The 16465-nt window shown below is 69.5% G+C and carries 19 protein-coding genes; 12 read left to right on the forward strand and 7 right to left on the reverse strand.

Annotated elements, in window-relative coordinates:
- Positions 1–123: 123 nt before the first annotated feature.
- Genes G5S38_RS01750 through G5S38_RS01760 form a run of 3 tightly spaced genes read left to right on the forward strand, consistent with a single transcriptional unit; the run spans position 124 to position 2122 of the window.
- Entirely contained in the window at positions 124–480 is a 357-nt protein-coding gene (locus G5S38_RS01750; RefSeq protein WP_165063583.1) for a GntR family transcriptional regulator, read from the forward strand.
- Entirely contained in the window at positions 477–1367 is an 891-nt protein-coding gene (locus G5S38_RS01755) for an ABC transporter ATP-binding protein (protein ID WP_165063585.1), read from the forward strand. The genes G5S38_RS01750 and G5S38_RS01755 overlap by 4 nt, the downstream gene beginning before the upstream one ends.
- Positions 1364–2122 (forward strand): hypothetical protein, encoded by a 759-nt coding sequence (locus G5S38_RS01760; protein ID WP_165063587.1) that lies wholly within the window; start codon positions 1364–1366, stop codon positions 2120–2122. Before G5S38_RS01755 ends, G5S38_RS01760 begins: the two co-directional genes overlap by 4 nt.
- 76 nt (positions 2123–2198) lie before the next feature.
- Here the strand turns inward: G5S38_RS01760 and G5S38_RS01765 are convergent, their stop codons facing one another.
- Both G5S38_RS01765 and G5S38_RS01770 read right to left on the reverse strand, forming a co-directional pair.
- Positions 2199–2447 carry a hypothetical protein gene (locus G5S38_RS01765; RefSeq protein WP_165063589.1) on the reverse strand — a complete coding sequence of 83 codons (249 nt, stop codon included), beginning with the start codon at positions 2445–2447 and terminating at the stop codon, positions 2199–2201.
- Between the two features lie 101 nt (positions 2448–2548).
- Positions 2549–2926, reverse strand: a complete 378-nt coding sequence (locus G5S38_RS01770) for a hypothetical protein (protein ID WP_165063591.1) — start codon at positions 2924–2926, stop codon at positions 2549–2551.
- A gap of 38 nt (positions 2927–2964) precedes the next feature.
- On the opposite strand from G5S38_RS01770, the gene G5S38_RS01775 reads away from it, so the two are divergent.
- The 3 genes from G5S38_RS01775 to G5S38_RS01785 all read left to right on the forward strand — a co-directional run bounded on the left by G5S38_RS01775 (position 2965) and on the right by G5S38_RS01785 (position 4818).
- Positions 2965–3759 (forward strand): SDR family NAD(P)-dependent oxidoreductase, encoded by a 795-nt coding sequence (locus G5S38_RS01775; RefSeq protein WP_165063593.1) that lies wholly within the window; start codon positions 2965–2967, stop codon positions 3757–3759.
- 62 nt (positions 3760–3821) lie between these two features.
- Positions 3822–4172: a DMT family transporter gene (locus G5S38_RS01780; RefSeq protein WP_235928849.1), complete on the forward strand. Its 351-nt coding sequence runs from the start codon at positions 3822–3824 to the stop codon at positions 4170–4172.
- A gap of 58 nt (positions 4173–4230) precedes the next feature.
- Complete coding sequence (locus G5S38_RS01785) at positions 4231–4818, forward strand: TetR/AcrR family transcriptional regulator (protein WP_165063595.1); 588 nt, start codon at positions 4231–4233, stop codon at positions 4816–4818.
- Positions 4819–4855: 37 nt separating this feature from the next.
- On the opposite strand, the gene G5S38_RS01790 is transcribed toward G5S38_RS01785, so the two are convergent.
- From G5S38_RS01790 to G5S38_RS01805, 4 genes are all read right to left on the reverse strand, one after another.
- Positions 4856–5434 (reverse strand): GNAT family N-acetyltransferase, encoded by a 579-nt coding sequence (locus tag G5S38_RS01790; RefSeq protein WP_165063597.1) that lies wholly within the window; start codon positions 5432–5434, stop codon positions 4856–4858.
- A gap of 70 nt (positions 5435–5504) precedes the next feature.
- On the reverse strand, positions 5505–6182 hold the full coding sequence (locus tag G5S38_RS01795) for a uracil-DNA glycosylase (protein WP_165063599.1): 678 nt from the start codon (positions 6180–6182) through the stop codon (positions 5505–5507).
- A gap of 12 nt (positions 6183–6194) precedes the next feature.
- Entirely contained in the window at positions 6195–6716 is a 522-nt protein-coding gene (locus tag G5S38_RS01800) for a phosphoribosyltransferase (protein ID WP_165063602.1), read from the reverse strand.
- A gap of 50 nt (positions 6717–6766) precedes the next feature.
- Complete coding sequence (locus G5S38_RS01805; protein ID WP_165063604.1) at positions 6767–7552, reverse strand: SDR family NAD(P)-dependent oxidoreductase; 786 nt, start codon at positions 7550–7552, stop codon at positions 6767–6769.
- A gap of 80 nt (positions 7553–7632) precedes the next feature.
- Between G5S38_RS01805 and G5S38_RS01810 the strand changes: the two genes are divergently transcribed.
- Positions 7633–8730 (forward strand): acyltransferase family protein, encoded by a 1098-nt coding sequence (locus G5S38_RS01810; RefSeq protein WP_165063606.1) that lies wholly within the window; start codon positions 7633–7635, stop codon positions 8728–8730.
- Between the two features lie 2 nt (positions 8731–8732).
- Here G5S38_RS01810 and G5S38_RS01815 read toward each other — a convergent pair whose 3' ends face one another.
- Positions 8733–10193, reverse strand: coding sequence for an MFS transporter (locus G5S38_RS01815; protein WP_165063608.1), 1461 nt, complete (start codon positions 10191–10193; stop codon positions 8733–8735).
- Positions 10194–10399: 206 nt separating this feature from the next.
- Between G5S38_RS01815 and G5S38_RS01820 the strand changes: the two genes are divergently transcribed.
- From G5S38_RS01820 to G5S38_RS01840, 5 genes are all read left to right on the forward strand, one after another.
- Positions 10400–11728, forward strand: a complete 1329-nt coding sequence (locus G5S38_RS01820) for a bifunctional o-acetylhomoserine/o-acetylserine sulfhydrylase (protein WP_165063610.1) — start codon at positions 10400–10402, stop codon at positions 11726–11728.
- An 80-nt stretch (positions 11729–11808) separates the two neighbouring features.
- On the forward strand, positions 11809–13014 hold the full coding sequence (metX, locus tag G5S38_RS01825) for a homoserine O-acetyltransferase MetX (protein WP_165063612.1): 1206 nt from the start codon (positions 11809–11811) through the stop codon (positions 13012–13014).
- 122 nt (positions 13015–13136) lie between these two features.
- Entirely contained in the window at positions 13137–13793 is a 657-nt protein-coding gene (locus tag G5S38_RS01830; protein WP_165063614.1) for a sigma factor-like helix-turn-helix DNA-binding protein, read from the forward strand.
- Between the two features lie 224 nt (positions 13794–14017).
- Positions 14018–15181, forward strand: a complete 1164-nt coding sequence (locus G5S38_RS01835) for a sensor histidine kinase (RefSeq protein ID WP_165063616.1) — start codon at positions 14018–14020, stop codon at positions 15179–15181.
- Positions 15178–16440, forward strand: coding sequence for a hypothetical protein (locus G5S38_RS01840; protein ID WP_165063618.1), 1263 nt, complete (start codon positions 15178–15180; stop codon positions 16438–16440). Before G5S38_RS01835 ends, G5S38_RS01840 begins: the two co-directional genes overlap by 4 nt.
- Positions 16441–16465 lie beyond the last annotated feature (25 nt).

The following is a 16465-nucleotide window of genomic DNA, read 5'->3' on the forward strand; positions in this document are numbered from 1 at the left end:
CCAGAGCCTACGTCGCTCTTGACTTCGCTCCCGCTGGATGGTTGGTTAGTTACTAAACTAACCAACCAACGAACCAACGCCCGGCAGCGATGGCGGGTCTGGTACCAGCGAATCCGGAGCACCGTGGACGACAGCCGGCCCATATTCCTGCAGATCGCCGAGCAGATCGAGAACGACATCCTCTCGGGCGCCCTGCAGGAGGAGTCGCAAGCCCCGTCGACCAACGAGATCGCGGCGTTCTACCGCATCAATCCGGCGACCGCGGCCAAGGGCGTCGGCCTCCTGGTCGAGGGCGGGATCCTCTACAAGAAACGGGGTATCGGAATGTTCGTGGCAGAGGGATCGAGGTTGGCCATCGCGCGCGAGCGGCGCGAACAGTTCCACGCGGAGTACCTCCGCCCGCTGCTCGTCGAGGCGACGAAGCTCGGCATCACGCGGGACCAGATAGCAGAGATGATCGGAAAGGAAGGGATCGCATGACTGCAGCGATCGAGGTCACCGGCCTCACCAAGAGATTCGGCAAGATGCTCGCCGTCGACGACGTCAGCATCCGCGTCGAGGAGAACCAGATCACCGGTCTCCTCGGCCGCAACGGCGCGGGCAAGACCACCCTGATGCAGCTCATCACCGGCCAGCAGTTCGCCACCTCCGGCTTGATCTCGGTGTTCGGCGAGTCGCCGGTCGAGAACGCGCGGGTGCTGCGCGACGTCTGCTTCATCAAGGAGAGCCAGAAGTATCCGGAGGACTTCGCGCCGAAGCACGTCTTCGCCACCGCTCCCCTGTTCTTTCCCCGGTGGGACGCGGAGCTCGCCGAACAGCTGATCGACGACTTCAGGCTGCCGCTGCACCGGCGCATCAAGAAGCTGTCGCGGGGCCAGCTGTCATCGATCGGCGTGATCGTCGGGCTCGCGTCGCGCGCCCCTCTCACCCTGTTCGACGAGCCGTACCTCGGCCTCGACGCGGTCGCCCGGCAGGTGTTCTACGACCGGTTGCTGCGCGACTACGCCGAGCACCCCCGCACGGTGATCCTGTCGACCCACCTCATCGACGAGGTGAGCGACCTCCTGGAGCACGTGCTGCTCATCGACGACGGGCGCATCGTGATGGACGAGACGGCAGAGAACGTCCGAGGGTCGGCGAGCGCCGTCGCCGGACCCCGCTCCTCCGTCGACGCCTTCGTGGCCGGTCGGCGGGTGCTGCACCGCGACGACATCGGAGGGCTCAGCTCGGTCACGATCCCCGGCCTTGGCTACGACGACCGACTCGCTGCCACTGCAGCGGGACTGGAGATCGTGCCGGTGTCGCTGCAGCAACTCGTCATCAGGACCACGTCGATTCGCGCGGAAGAACTGGAGACCAGCGCATGACAACCACCGCCATCGATCGCCCCGCCGACACGGGCGGCCGGGTCATCGCCGTCACCAGGCTGCACTTCGCCAATGCCGTCAACACCTTCGTGGTGCCCTGGGCCATCCTCGGCGCCATCTTCCTGATGAACCTCGGCATCTGGGCCATCATCATCGGGGTCGCCGCCACCGAGAGCGACCGGGCGGATGCCAGGGCCGGCCTGAGCTGGAGCGGCTCGACGGGGTTCATCTTCATCTGGATGATGGTCCTCGCCATCCAGGCGGTCACCCTCACGTTCCCATTCGCCCTCGGGTACAGCGTCACGCGCAGGCACTTCGCACTCGGCACCGGACTCGCGCTCGGCATCCTCGCCCTGCTGTACGGCGCCGGCCTGACCCTGCTGTCCTACATCGAGGACTGGACGGGCGGCTGGGGACTGGGTGGCCGCATGTTCACCGCGGTCTACTTCGACGACGGCGGCCTCGGCTCCCGCCTGCTGTCGTTCACCGGGATCATCCTGTTCTTCATGGCCACCGGCGCCGCCTTCTCGGCAATCTACATGCGCTGGCGCGCCTGGGGACTCGGGGCGGCATTCGTGCTGCTGACGCTCGCCACCGGATTAATGATCACCGGTTTCACCGTCACGTCGAGCTGGCCCGCCGTCGGCGAGTGGCTGGTCGACGCCGGCCAGACGGGGGTGGTGGCGTGGTCGCTCATCCCCACCGCGCTGTGCGCCGTGCTGGGCTACCTGGTGCTGAGCCGGGCGACACCCTGACGCGAGGCGACAGACGCAGGGGCCGGAGAGCGTGCACCGCTCGCCGGCCCCTGCGGCTGTCGGTCAGCTGCGCAGGTCAGCTGGCGCTGGACGACTCGATCTCGCCCGCGACGATCGCGTCGGCGTACTTGCGCAGGTCGGGGCCGGGCTCGAAGTCGATGAAGCGGTCCTTGAGGCGGGCGTTGAGTTCGGCGAATGCGGCGTCGGACGGCTCGCCGACCATCGTCTTGGCGAGGTCGAGAACGGCCTCCTGCAGCACGCGGTCCGAGTCGTCGAGGATCTTTGCGCGGGCTTCGTCGTTCCAGCGGATGTCTGTGGTTTCCATTCCGTCGACGCTACCCGCGGGCTGCGAACTCACCGTCGCCCGCAGCCCCCGCCGCGACGGATTCCCAGCTTGGCGTGACCGCGCCGTGCACCGCGTCCGGGTCAGGGAGCGGGGCGCTCGAGTTCGGCCCGCAACGCCTTGATCACGTCGTGGAACGCCAGCGGGGCATCCGCGACGACCCGGCGTCCCGCCACGAGAGCCGCCCGCTCACCGCGCTGCGCGACGTTGACGATGACGTGCTCGACCTGCACCGCGGATCCGTGCGGGACGACGCGGTATTCCGCCCGGTACCACCACGACCCCTGGGTGACGATCAGCAGGTCGGCCGGATCGGCGAGGTACGCGGTGTACGAGCCCTCCGGTGGCTGCAACCGGGCGTCCAGCGAACGGAACACCACGTCGGGGGCGGCCACGATCCGCGCCGAGTAGGTGTGCAGCACGGTGTGCTTGTCCGGCCGGGAACGCGGAGCCTCTGGCATGGAACGACCATAACCCTCCCCCAACGTACGCTCGAACCATGAGATTCGACCCACGGGGAACCACGGCCGTCGTCACCGGAGCCAGTAGCGGAATCGGCCGGGAGTTCGCCCGGCGGCTCGCCGAACGCGGCGCCGACCTGGTGCTCGTCGCACGCAGGGAGGACCGCCTCACCGAACTGGCCTCGGAACTCGCGACCGCGCACGGGGCCGTGTGCACCGTGATCGCGCTCGACCTCGCATCGCCGGATGGCGCGGCCAGCCTCGTGCGGCAACTCGCCGACCGCGGCATCCACCCGGCGACCCTCGTCAACAACGCCGGATTCGGCAACCACGGCGAGTTCGCGACCCTCGACCCCTCCGCCATCGAGCGCGAGGTGCAGCTCAACGTCGCGACCCTCGTCACCCTCACCAGGGCGCTGCTGCCCGACCTGCAGGCCGACGGGCGCGGTGCGCTCGTCAACGTCGCCAGCACGGCGGCATTCCAGCCGCTGCCCCGCATGGCCGTCTACGGGGCAACGAAGGCGTTCGTGCTGAGCTTCACCGAGGCGATCGCGTGGGAGAGCCGCGCGTCGCGCCTGCGCGTGCTCGCCCTGAACCCCGGCCCCACGTCGACCGAGTTCTTCGACGCCGCGGGCTCCGACGACGCGGTCTTCGGACGGATGCAGCAGCCGGCGCGCGTGGTGGAGACGGCGTTCCGCGCGCTCGACAACCGGCGCCGACCGGCCAGCGTGGTGAGCGGCCGGCAGAACCTGCTGCAGACGATCGGCGTGCGACTCTCGCCGCGCGCACTGGTGCTCGCGATCGTCGGGCGCGGCGGCGAACCGCGGCGGTAGCGGGGGCGCCCGCACTGCGCATTCGCTGTGCACTCGGCCCCGGAGTTTCTATTCTGGTACAGATGTACCAGAATAGAACCATCATGGGTTATCTATTCCTCGCACTGGCCATCGTGGGCGAAGTCATCGCTACCACGTTCCTCAAGTTCACGTCCGGCGATCGCTCCGCCTGGTGGGCGTATGCCGCCGTCGTCATCGGCTACGTCTTCGCGTTCTCGATGCTCTCGCAGTCGCTCTCGCGCGGCGTTCCTCTCGGTATCGCCTACGGCATCTGGGCGGGCGTCGGCGTCGTGCTCGTCGCCCTGGTCAGCTGGCTGCTCTTCCAGGAGTCGCTGACCTGGGTGCAGCTGGTCGGCATGGGACTGGTCGTCGGGGGCGTCGTGCTCCTCGAACTCGGCGGGAGCCACGAGTGAGCACGGGACAGTACATCCGCGGCGTCGTCGTGCTCCTCGAACTCGGCGGGAGCCACGAGTGAGCACCCCCCGCATCACGCCCAAGGGCGAGGCCCGCCGCGACGCGCTGCAGGACGCGGTCGTGCGGGTGCTCGAACGCGGCGGCCCCGGTGCCGTCACGCACCGGGCCGTGGCGGCGGAGGCCGGCGTGCCCGTCGCCGCGGCGACCTACTACTTCGCGACCCTCGACGACCTGCTGGTGAGCGCGCTGCTGCGCACCGCCGAGTCGCAGGCCGCCCTGTTCGCGTCGGTCAGCACCGGCGCGCACGACGGCGCACCAGGGCGGGCCGCGTCACTGCGCGAGCTCGCGACGCTGCTGTACGAGTGGACGCACACCGAGCGCTCCTCCGCCATCGCGCAGTACGAGCTGTTCTTCCTCGCGATGCGCCGCGACGCCCTGCGCGCAGCCGCCGAGCAGTGGTACAGCGCCCTCGAGGGTGCGGTCGCCGCGGCCGGGTACGCGGAGCGCGCGTCCACCATCGCGCTGGCGATCGACGGGCTGCTGCTGCGCATGCTCTGGCGGGGCGAATCGGAGTCGATCGACGGCATCGAGGCCACGCTCACCGAGATCGTGGGTGCGCCGCAGCATCCACGGTCCCCGGCCTAGTGAGAATGGGCCGTTTCGCCCCCGAGCCGAACTCGCGCTACTTGAGGCTCTTCTGCATGAGCACCGTGCCGAGCCAGCGGCCGAACTTGAACCCGACCTTGCCCATGTGCCCGATGGTGCGAAACCCGAAGCTCTCGTGCAGGCGAATGGATGCGTCGGCTCCCCGGTCGGCGATGACGGCGACGATCTCCTTGAGGCCCGCAGCCTTCGACCTCTCGATGAGCGCGGCCATCAGCGCCTTGCCGAGGCCCTTGCCGGTCGCCGCCGGGCCCAGGTAGATCGAGTTCTCGACGGTGAAGCGGTACGCCGCCTTCGACTTCCACGGGTAAACGTAGGCGTAGCCGAGCACGTGGCCGTTGGGGCTCACCGCGACGATGAACGGCAGCTTGGACTTCTGCAGCTGGCTGAACTTCGCGCGCAGCGATCGCAGCGTCATCGGCGTCTCGTCGAAGGTGACTGTCGAGTTCGCGACGTAGTGGTTGTAGATGGCCCGCACGTCTGGCAGGTCTTCGAGCGTCGCATCGCGGATCTCGTACTCGAACGGCACCTGCAGCGGCGGCAGGTTGCGCTGGGCGCCGAACGGGCGGTGGCCCGACTGGTATTCCTCTTCGAGCATCAGCGACCGTGTGCCAGGAGCAGGGCGGCGACGTGAGCGTGCATGCGCTCGACTGTAGTCGAGGGCCCCGTCACTGGATGGCCCAGTCGATGGGCGGCGCGCCGAGCTCCTCGAGCATGGCGTTGGCACGGCTGAACGGCTTCGATCCGAAGAAGCCGCGCGATGCGGAGAGGGGGCTTGGATGCGGCGACTCGATGATCGGCGCAGACCCGAGCAGCGGACGCAGCGACGCGGCATCCTTGCCCCACAGGATGGCGACGAACGGACGCTCCCGCTCGACCAGCGCGCGGATCGCCAGCTCGGTGACCTGCTCCCAGCCCTTGCCGCGGTGCGAGCCGGACGCGCCCGGCTGCACGGTCAGCACCCGGTTGAGCAACATGACGCCGGCGCGCGACCACGCGGTCAGGTCGCCGTGCGTCGGCGGGGTGATGCCGAGGTCGTCCTTCAGCTCGCGGTAGATGTTCTGCAGGCTGCGCGGCACCGGCCGCACGGCGGGATCGACGGCGAACGAGAGCCCGATCGGGTGCCCCGGGGTCGGGTAGGGGTCCTGCCCGACGATCAGCACCCGCACGTCGTCCATCGGGTAGCCGAACGCGCGCAGCACGTTCGGCCCCGCCGGCAGGTAGCCGCGGCCCTCCGCGGTCTCGGCGCGCAGGAAGTCGCCGATCGCGGCGATTCGCTCGGCCTCCGGGGCGAGGGCCGACGCCCAGCCGGGGTCGACGAGCTCGGTGAGGGGTTTCGGAGTCATGATGCTGTCGGGTCAGGCGGTGACGGGCGAGGCGGTGACGGGCGGGAGCGAGCTCCACGGAAAGTCGATCCACCGCGAGGTGGACTTCCACACGAAGTCGGGCTCGAGCACGGTTCCCGGCTTGCTGTAGAGGCAGACCGAGCGGGCGTCGGCACCGGCCCTCGCGACGAGGTCGACCACCATGGCGAGGGTGCGCCCCGAGTCGGACACGTCGTCGACGATGAGCACGCGCTTGTCGTCGAGCGACTCGCTGTCGAGCAGCGGGGCGAGCACGACCGGCTCAGGCAGGCGCGCGTCGACCCCGGTGTAGAACTCCACGTTGAGGGCACCGCAGCTCTTGACGTCGAGCGCGTAGGCGACGGCACCGGCCAGCAGGAGGCCACCGCGCGCGATGGCGACGACGACATCGGGCCTGAACCCGGAGCGCAGGATGTCGGCGGCCAGCAATCGCGCGGCCTCGCCGAATTCGTCCCAGCCGAGCGTCTCGCGCTCGTCCACTACCTGCCCGGTGTCTGCCCGCTCGTCGTCACTCATGGTGCAACGCTACCCGCGTCGCGGCACCGCGGAGACCCGTGCGCTGGGCGTCAGTCGCGCGGGCGGAGTTCGCCGCGGATCACCTTGTGCGGCGCGGCCTGCGCGACGGGCTTGATGGTGATGAGGTCGAGGTTCACGTGCGCCGGAAGCTCGACCGCGTGCACGATCGCCTCGGCGATGTCCTCGGCCACCAAGGGGTCGGGAACGTTGTCGTAGACCGCGTCGGCCTTCGACTGGTCGCCGGCGAAGCGCACGAGGCTGAACTCCTCGGTCTTGACCATGCCGGGGGCGACCTCGATCACGCGGATGGGCTCGCCCGCGAGCTCGAGCCGCAGCACGTTCACCAGGGCGCGCGCCGCGAACTTGGCCGCGTTGTACCCGCCACCTCCCTCGTAGGCCACGTGCCCGGCGATCGAGGTGACGGTGACGATGTCGGCGCTCTGCCCTCCAGCACCCTGCCCTCCCGCAATGGCCGCGCGCAACAGCGGCAGCAGTGCGCTGGTCACGCGCTTGGTGGCCACGACGTTGACGTCGTACATGCGGGTCCAGTCATCCGGGTCGCCGTCTTCGACCGACGCCATGCCGAACGCGCCCCCGGCGTTGTTGACGAGCGCGTGCACAGGCCCGCCGTCGCGCACGAAATCGCGTAGCGCGTCGACGTCGGCCTGCTTCGTGAGGTCGGCGGTGAACACCTCCGCTCCGGTGTCTGCGGCGAGCGCCTCGAGGCGGTCGGTGCGCCTGGCGACGCCGACCACGTTCCAGCCCCGCTCGCGGAACAGGCGAACGGTGGCCTCCCCGATTCCGGAACTGGCACCGGTGACGACAACACGCTTCATTTTCACTCCTCGACTGGCGGGCGGGGGCGACCCCCGCTCAACGCTAGCGGTCGCGCGGGGTCATCTAGGCTGTGAGCGTTATGGCGACCACCGGCACCATCCCGACGCAGGGCGAGAGCCCTGGCACGGGTCGCCGCCTTGCCCCGCGGGTTCCGGTCTGGGACAACGCGCGCTTCGCCTGCGTGACCCTGGTGGTGATCGGGCACGGCGTCCAGCGGCTCACCGCCGAGTCGAACAACGCGCTGATCGTGTACCTGTTCATCTACGCGTTCCACATGCCGGCGTTCGCGTTGATCAGCGGCTACTTCTCGAAATCCGGCCCTCCCGGCGTGCACCAGCTGAAGAAGGTCATCACCGACATCCTGCTGCCGTATTTCATCATGGAGACGATCTGGACGGTCGTGCAGTTCCTGGTGGAGGGCAAGCAGGAGCTCAACCCCACCTCGCCCAGCTGGACGCTGTGGTTCCTGCTCGCACTGGGCATCTTCCGGCTGATCCTGCCGTACCTCGCGCTCGTGCGCTTTCCGCTGTTCTGGGCGCTGCTGTTCTCCGTGGGAGTCGGCTACCTGCCGAACGTCGACAGCACGTTCTCACTGTCGCGCGCCATCGGCATCCTGCCGTTCTTCGTGCTCGGCTGGAAGCTGAAGGAGTGGGGCATCATCGAGAGGTGGCCGACGCTGAAGGCCGCCGCGTGGTGGATCCGCGCGCTCGCGGTCGGCATCTTCGGCGCCTGGCTGTACGTGGTGGTCGCGAACATCCAGGTCTGGCGCGACGTCGACCTGCGGTTCTGGTTCTTCTACGACGACTCGTACTCCGGACTCGGCGAGGATCAGTGGTGGGCCGGCGGCGTGCGGCTCGCGATCATCGTGCTCGCCGTGCTGCTCAGCGCCTCGTTCTTCGTGCTGCTGCCCCGCGGTGAGACCTGGTTCACCGACTTCGGCCAGGCGACGATGTACGTCTACCTGCTGCACAGCTTCATCCTCTATCCGATCCGCGAGACCGGCGTCATCTCGGGCGAGCGCACCTCGGCGGTGTGGCTGCTGTCGATGATCCTCGCCTGCATCGCGATCTCGATCGCGCTGTCGAGTCCGCTCGTGCGGCGCATCTTCCGGCCCCTGATCGAGCCGAAACCCGAGTGGCTGTTCCTCGACGCCGACGAGAAACAGCGGCGCAGCTGACCTCAGCCGCGCCTCGGGCTGTCGACGCGCTTCGGAAGCGCGAACACCAGGGCGAACGCGATGATGCCGAACCCGGCACTCACCGCGATCGCGACGGTCGCACTGTCGGCGAAGCCCTCCGCGACGGCATCGGGGCCGGAACCCGCGACGGTGAGGGTGCCGAAGAACACGCTTCCGATCACCGCGATACCGATCGCGCTGCCGATGCGCTGCGCGGTTCCCAGCACGCCACCGGCCGCGCCCGCCTGAGCCTTGTCGACGGTCGCGACGATGAACTCGGTGTTCGGGGCGATGAAGAACCCGCTGCCCAGTCCCGCGACGAGAAGGGCTGGCAGCAGCATCCAGTTCGTCACCCCTGCGCCGGCCACCAGCAGGATCGCCCAGATCGCGATGAGACCGAGGGTCACCATGCCCACCCCGAGGGCGAGCACCGACCGGCCGAGGCGCTGCGCGAGGCGGTCGCTGTTCGCGGCACCCACGATCGTGCCGAGGGCGAATGGCAGGCTGACCAGCCCCGCCTCGAGCGCGCCCGCGCCGAGCCCCGCCTGCCAGAAGATCGTGATGACGAAGAAGATGCTGGTGAACGCCGCGAAGTAGACGGTGGCGAGGATGACGCCGCCGGAGAATGCGGCGTGGGTGAAGAGCGACGGCGGCACGATGGGGTTGCGGTCGAGCCGCGCCTGGTGCAGTTCCCAGAACGCGAACGCGACCAGCAGCAGCACGCCCCCGACGAGGGTGAGGTAGGTCCACAGCGGCCAGCCGAGGGTCTGCCCCTCGATGAGCGGGACCAGGATGGCGACGAGCCCTCCCGACAGCAGGATGAGCCCGACCACGTCGACGCCCGCGGCGGAGCGGCGCGGTCTCTCGCGGGGCAGCAGTGCGATCGCCGCGATGATCGCGACCAGGCCGATCGGCAGGTTGACCCCGAACACGAGCCTCCAGCCGAGCTCCTCGCCCGCGAACTCGATGATGAGCCCGCCGACGATAGGGCCGAGGGCGGCGGAGAGGCCGAGCACGGCGCCGAGCACGCCGAACGCCTTGCCCATCGACCGGCCGGAGAACATGATGCGGATCAGCGCGGTCACCGCGGGGAAGAAGATGCCACCCGCGGCACCCTGCACGACCCGCGCGACGATGAGCTGCGTGCTGTCCTGCGCGAGGCCGCAGGCGACGCTCGCGACGGTGAACAGCGACAGCCCGGCGACGAACACCCATTTATGGCCGAACCGGTCGCCGACCCGCCCCGACGGGATGAGGGTGAGGCCGAACGCGAGGGCGTAGCCGGAGATGATCCACTCGAGCGTCGAGGTGGAGGCATCCAGGCTCTCCCGGATGCTCTGCAGCGCCACGTTGACGATTGTGGTGTCGAGCAGCGACATGAACGCGCCCGCCATCAGCACGACGAGGGCGAGCCAGGTGCGACGGGGAGTCGTGGCGGTGGGAGACAAGGGAGAGTCAGTCATCGGGTGTCCTTCGGCGGCAGCGAACCGGCCGCGATCACGCTGCCGACCCGCTCGGCAGAAGGTCACTCTTACACGGATTCGCGGGCCCGCATTACGGCGTATGTCACCGCCGTTGACCGGTCGCTGGCGCATTTCTAGGCTCGACGCGTGCGATGCTCCCGGATCCCGGCCGATAGAGGAGTCTCGCGAACCCTAAGGAGAACCTCATGAGCGACAACACCAGCGACTGGAAGTTCGAAACCAAGCAGATTCACAGCGGGGCGGCACCCGACCCCGTCACCGGCGCCCGCGCCACCCCGATCTACCAGACGACGTCATACGTCTTCCGCGACGCCGACCACGCGAAGAACCTGTTCGCGCTCGCCGAGTTCGGCAACATCTACACGCGCATCCAGAACCCCACCCAGGCCGTGGTCGAGGAACGCCTCGCCGCACTCGAGGGGGGCACCGCCGCCCTGCTCGTGGCATCCGGCCAGGCCGCCGAGACCTTCGCCGTGCTCAACATCGCACAGGCCGGCGACCACATCGTCTCGAGCTCGTCGATCTACGGCGGCACCTACAACCTGTTCAAGTACTCGCTCGCGAAACTCGGCATCGAGACCACCTTCGTCGAGGACCAGGACGACGCGGCCGAGTGGGCCCGCGCCGTGCGCCCCAACACCAAGCTGTTCTTCGCCGAGACCATCGGCAACCCGCGCACCAACATCCTCGACATCGAGAAGGTCGCGGGCATCGCGCACGAGGCGGGCGTTCCGCTCATCGTCGACAACACCATCGCGACGCCCTACCTCATCCGCCCGTTCGAGCACGGCGCCGACATCGTCGTGCACTCCGCCACCAAGTTCCTCGGCGGGCACGGCACCGTGATCGCCGGCGTCATCGTCGACGGCGGCAAGTTCGAGTGGTCGAAGAACGTCGACAAGTTCCCCGGCCTGACCGAACCCGACCCGTCGTACCACGGCGCCAGCTACACCGGCGCAGTCGGCGACGCGATCGCGTTCGTCATCAAGGCACGCGTTCAGCTGCTGCGTGACTTCGGGTCGTCGGTCGCCCCGGCGAGCGCCTGGCAGCTCATCCAGGGCATCGAGACGCTCAGCCTGCGCATCGAACGCCACGTGCAGAACGCCCAGGCCGTCGCCGAGTGGCTCGACAACCACCCCGACGTCGCCGACGTGTACTACTCGGGCCTGCCCGGCAGCCCCTGGTACGCCGCAGCCAACAAGTACGCCCCCAGGGGCGTCGGCGCCGTGCTGTCGTTCGAGCTCAAGGGCGGAGTGGATGCCGGCCGCGCCCTGGTCAACAACGCTGGCCTGTTCAGCCACCTCGCGAACATCGGCGACGTTCGCAGCCTCATCATTCACCCGGCGTCGACCACGCATTCGCAGCTCACCCCGGAGCAGCAGTTGACCTCCGGCGTGACCCCGGGCCTCGTTCGACTCTCCGTCGGTCTCGAGAGCATCGACGACATCCTGGCCGACCTCGCAGCCGGACTGGATGCCGCTCGCGCCGTCTCCGCGCAGGGAGCCGTGCGCTGACCACCCGATGATGCGCTGCCGCGCGGGGCACGACGTCACACGACGCCGCCGTGCCCCGATAGCGGCGATACTTGAGACACATGGACTGGCAGACCCCCGAAGACACGATCCCCTCGTCCTTCGTCACCGAGGCAGACACGAGGGCGATGGCGGGAGGACCTCCCGCATCCGGGGCGTGGCGCGAGGGTGACCACCCCGGCGACCGCCGCTTCGTGTCGATCGGCTCGCTCGACCTCCAGCTCGGCGACACCCTCCCCGCGGTGCGCATCGCCTACGAGAGCTGGGGCACCCTCAACGCCGACGCATCGAACGCCGTGCTGGTGCTGCACGCCCTGACCGGCGACAGCCACGTCATCGGCGACCCCGGCCGCGGCCACGCGACGGCCGGCTGGTGGGGCGACCTCGTCGGCCCCGGCAAGGCCATCGACACCGACCGCTGGTTCGTGGTCGCCCCCAACATGCTGGGCGGCTGCCAGGGCACCACCGGCCCCGCATCGCTCGCGCCAGACGGCCGCGAGTGGGGCGCACGCTTTCCGTTCGTCACGATCGGCGACCAGGTCGTCGCCCAGCGCGCCTTCGCCGAGCGCATCGGCATCACGTCGTGGGCCGCCGTCGTCGGCGGGTCGATGGGAGGGATGCAGGCACTCGAGTGGGCCGTCGCCTTCCCGTCGATGGTGCAGCGCGTCGCGGTGCTCGCCGCACCCGCGATCAGCAGCGCCGACCAGATCGCGCTCAACTCCGTGCAGATCGAGGCGATCAGGGTCGACCCCGGCTACGCGGGCGGCGACTACTACGAGGCACCCGACGGCGAGGGACCATCGCGCGGCCTCGCGCTCGCGCGGCGCATGGCACTGCTCAACTACCGTTCACCCACCGAGCTCAACGACCGGTTCGAGCGCAGCTGGCAGAGCCCGATCGACCCGCTCGGCGGCGGTGGCAAGTTCGCGGTCGAGAGCTACCTCGACTTCCACGGCAACAAGTTCACCCGCCGGTTCGACGCGAACAGCTACATCACCCTCGTCGGCGCGATGAACTCGCACGACATCGGCCGCGGCAGGGGCGGCATCGCCGCGGCGCTCGCCATGGTCACCGCGCGCACCCTCGTGATCGGCATCGACAGCGACCGGTTGTTCCCGGTGCCCGACCAGCACGTCGTGGCGAGCGGAGTGGCATCCAGCATCACCGGCACCGCCCCCGTAGTGATCGAGTCGCAGTTCGGGCACGACGGGTTCCTCATCGAGCACGCCGCGGTCGGTGGCTGGCTCCAGCGCCTTCTCGACACCTGATGCACGCCCTCCGATAAATCCGAGTTAGTGTCACTGTACCGGCGCCGACGGGCGTCACCGCAGGCTCGGGTGGGCCCCATCGGGATCGACCCCGGCGACTCGACGCGGAGGTGAACGGCACCATGGCCACGAGGAGAAACCGTGCTGCCGGGCCCCGCGTCGCCATCGTCGAAGACCACCGCCTGCTGCTCGACGGACTGCAGGCCCTGATCGGACCGCGGCGGTCGGGCCTCGACGTCGTGATCAGCGAGACGTCGTGGCACGGCATGCTCGAGCACTCGCAGTTTCCCGTCGACGTCGCGGTCGTCGGGCTCAACCTCGGCGACGGCATCGCCATCGGAACCAAGATCCGCGCACTGGCCGCGGTCGGCACGCGAACCGTCGTGCTGAGCCGCCTCACCGACCTCGAGGCGACCGCCGGCGTGCTCGCCGCCGGCGCCTCCGCGTGTATCGCCCGCACCGACTCGGCCGCCGAGCTGATGGCCGCCGTGACCGCGGCGGCCAGGGGTACAGCATTGCCCAGCCCCGAGGTTGATGCCGCCGAGCATCGTCACCCCGCAGACCCCGGGCTGGGGCGGCAGGAGCAGCGGGCGATGATGCTCTACGCGTCCGGGCACTCGATCAAGGCCGTCGCCGATGAGATGCAGACCACCGAGGAGACGGTGAAGTCCTACATCAAGCGGGCCAGGCGCAAGTACCGCCACATGGGCGTCGACGTCGGCACGAAGATCCTGCTCCGCAGGCGCGGAATCCATGAGGGGTGGCTCACCCCGGAGTGACCCCGGCGTGACATTCCGCTGGGATCGGACGATCGCTGAGCGGGGCTCGGCGAGGCCGCTCGGCGGCTCCGAATCGACTTCGGGGGACACGCCGGAGCACATTCGGCGTGTCGCAGTTGCCCGCGAGCCCCCGAAATAGGCACGCGTGGTACTAGTGTCGAGCAGGGGGGAGGGTATGGGCTGTCCCTGTATTTCTCACAGACACTCAGCACCACGGGGCCGGCATGGAACAGTTTGCTAAAGAGCGGGATCGACTGCTGCAGTCGGCCGCGCGGGCAATCGGTCTGGGTGCCCTCGCCGTCTCGCTCGTCAGCCTCGCCGTTCCGGGGGTCATCGAGCCGTCGTCCCTGCTGCCGCTGCTGCCCCTCTATGCGGTGCTCGCGGTCGCGCTCGTGCGCATCGGCGTCAGCCAGTCCCTCATCTGGGTGGGCCTCGGGCTCATCTCCGGCACCGGCATCCTGATTCTCGCGCAGCAGCCCCTCGGCACGGCTACCACCCCCGAGATCGCGACCGCCCTGGTTCCGCTCGCCGGCGGGGGGATGGCGGCGTTCGGCATCGTGCTCGTCGGTGCGGTGCACCGCGTGCTGGTGATGGCGGCCGGGCTCGTCGTGAGCACCGTGCTGATCGGGCTGGCCGTGCCCGGCCCCGGCGTCGTCTCGACACAGGCCGCGACCGTGCTGCTCGGCTGGGTGCTCGCCACCACCCTGGGCTCCTGGGTGAGCGCGGCACTCCCCCGTGCCGCCCGCCGCATCTTCTCGATCGGCAGGGCGCACCGCGCGGAACGGCAGGCCAGCGAGACCGAGGCGCAGCGCAGGCAGGGCGCGCGGCTGCTGCACGACACCGTTCTGGCGACTCTCACCCTGCTCGCGCACTCCGGCGTCGGGGTCTCCCCCGCCGCGCTGCAGCAACAGGCCGCCGACGACGCCCGCCTGCTCCGCCAGCTGCGTCTCGGTGGTGGCCCGGTGCCCCAGCCCACCGGAGCCGCCGCGGTCGAGCCGGTCGAGGAGTCGGCCCTCGGCCGCACCCTCGAATCGGTCAAGCAGCGGTTCGGGCGCATCGGGCTCGAGGTCAGCTGGCACGGCACCGGGCAGGTGCTGCTGCCGAGCGAGGTGCTCGACGCCTTTCTGCTCGCCCTCGCCGAGTGCCTCGAGAACGTCCGCAGGCACTCCGGGGTCACCGATGCGCACGTCACCATCACCGACGACGACACCACCGTGCGCGCGATGGTCACCGACGCCGGCGTCGGATTCAGCCTCGACGACATCGACTCCGCACGGCTCGGGTTCAAGGACTCCGTGGTGGGCCGCCTCCGCGAGGTGGGCGGCAACGCCCGCCTGTTCTCCTCCCCCGGGGCCGGCACCACCGTCGTGCTGGAGGTTCCGCGGTGAGCGGCTGGGCGCGGCCTGAGGAGAACACCCTCGGCGTCATCCTCGGTCGCGGGCGCGGCAAGACCCGCCTGCCCGCCGGCTCCACCGCGGCCAAGGCCGTGCGGCAGGCCACCGCACAGGGAGCGAGCCTGGGAACCGCCCACCTCGGCATCGGCGCCGGCGTGCTGTGCTCCATCGAGGCCGTCTACGGGCTCGGCGTCTTCTCGTCCCAGCTCGGGAGCTACGCCGACCTGCTGCCCATCATCGCGGCGTGGCTGCTGTTCATCGTCGCCTTCGCGGCCGTGAGCCTCAAGATCGCCACGCGCGGCGAGAGCTTTCCCACCTGGATGTTCGTCGCCTACCTGGCCGCCCTCGCCGGGGTGGTCGCCCTCGACTTCATCGCGATCTGGCCGCTCGGCGACATCGGGCGTCACGCCACGGCGTCGGTGACGGCCGGGTTCGGGCTGCTCGCCGCCGTCACCCTGCGACCGGCCCGCGAGCTCATCGCCGTCTCGATCGCCCTGCTCGCCGCATTCGCGGTGGCGATCGCGATGACCACGCCACTGGACTCCACCACCATCCCGACCCAGCTGGTCACCGTCTCGCTCGCGGTGTTCCCCGCGCTGTTCGCGATCTTCGTGGTTCGCCGGTTCCGTCGTATGGTGCAGCTCGAACTCGACAGGGTGCTCGTGCAGAGCACGGTGTCTGCGCCGCGCTTCGCGGTCGGCATGCTCGCGTCGGAAGAGCTCGCCCGGCTCGACCTCGCGGCAGAGGAACTGCTCGACTCGGTGGCGAGCGGCGCTACCGCGCTGCCACTCGAGCCGAGGACCGCGTCGATCGCCGCATCGCTGGCCACCGAACTCCGGCTGCACCTGATCGAGGGACGCCGCGAGACGTGGCTGTACCACGCCATCACCGAATCGGAGCACCTCGGAAAGTCGGCGACGCTGCACGACCCGGGGAGCCTCGCTGGCCTGCTCGACGCCCAGCAGCGCGACGGGCTGCTCTCGGCGGTCTGGCTGATGGTGGCCGACAACAACAAGAAGTCGGCGACTACGGCGAAGCTCATGCTCGGCCCGGTCATCCCACCGAGCGACCGGGCGGCGAAGCGCACCATCACGATCCCCATCGTCATCACCACCTCGGGAATCGCCCGCAACCGCATCGACCCGACCACCTGGGCGGCCATAGCCAAGGTCGGCCACTACGCCGACTCCACCGAGAACTCGAGCGTGCGCATCGAGATCGACTGCGTCGTCGCGAACCCCGCTGACCAGTAATCACCCACCGAGTAGAGCGAGAGAC

Source organism: Marisediminicola senii (assembly GCF_011057645.1).
Taxonomy (GTDB): Bacteria; Actinomycetota; Actinomycetes; order Actinomycetales; family Microbacteriaceae; genus Marisediminicola; species Marisediminicola senii.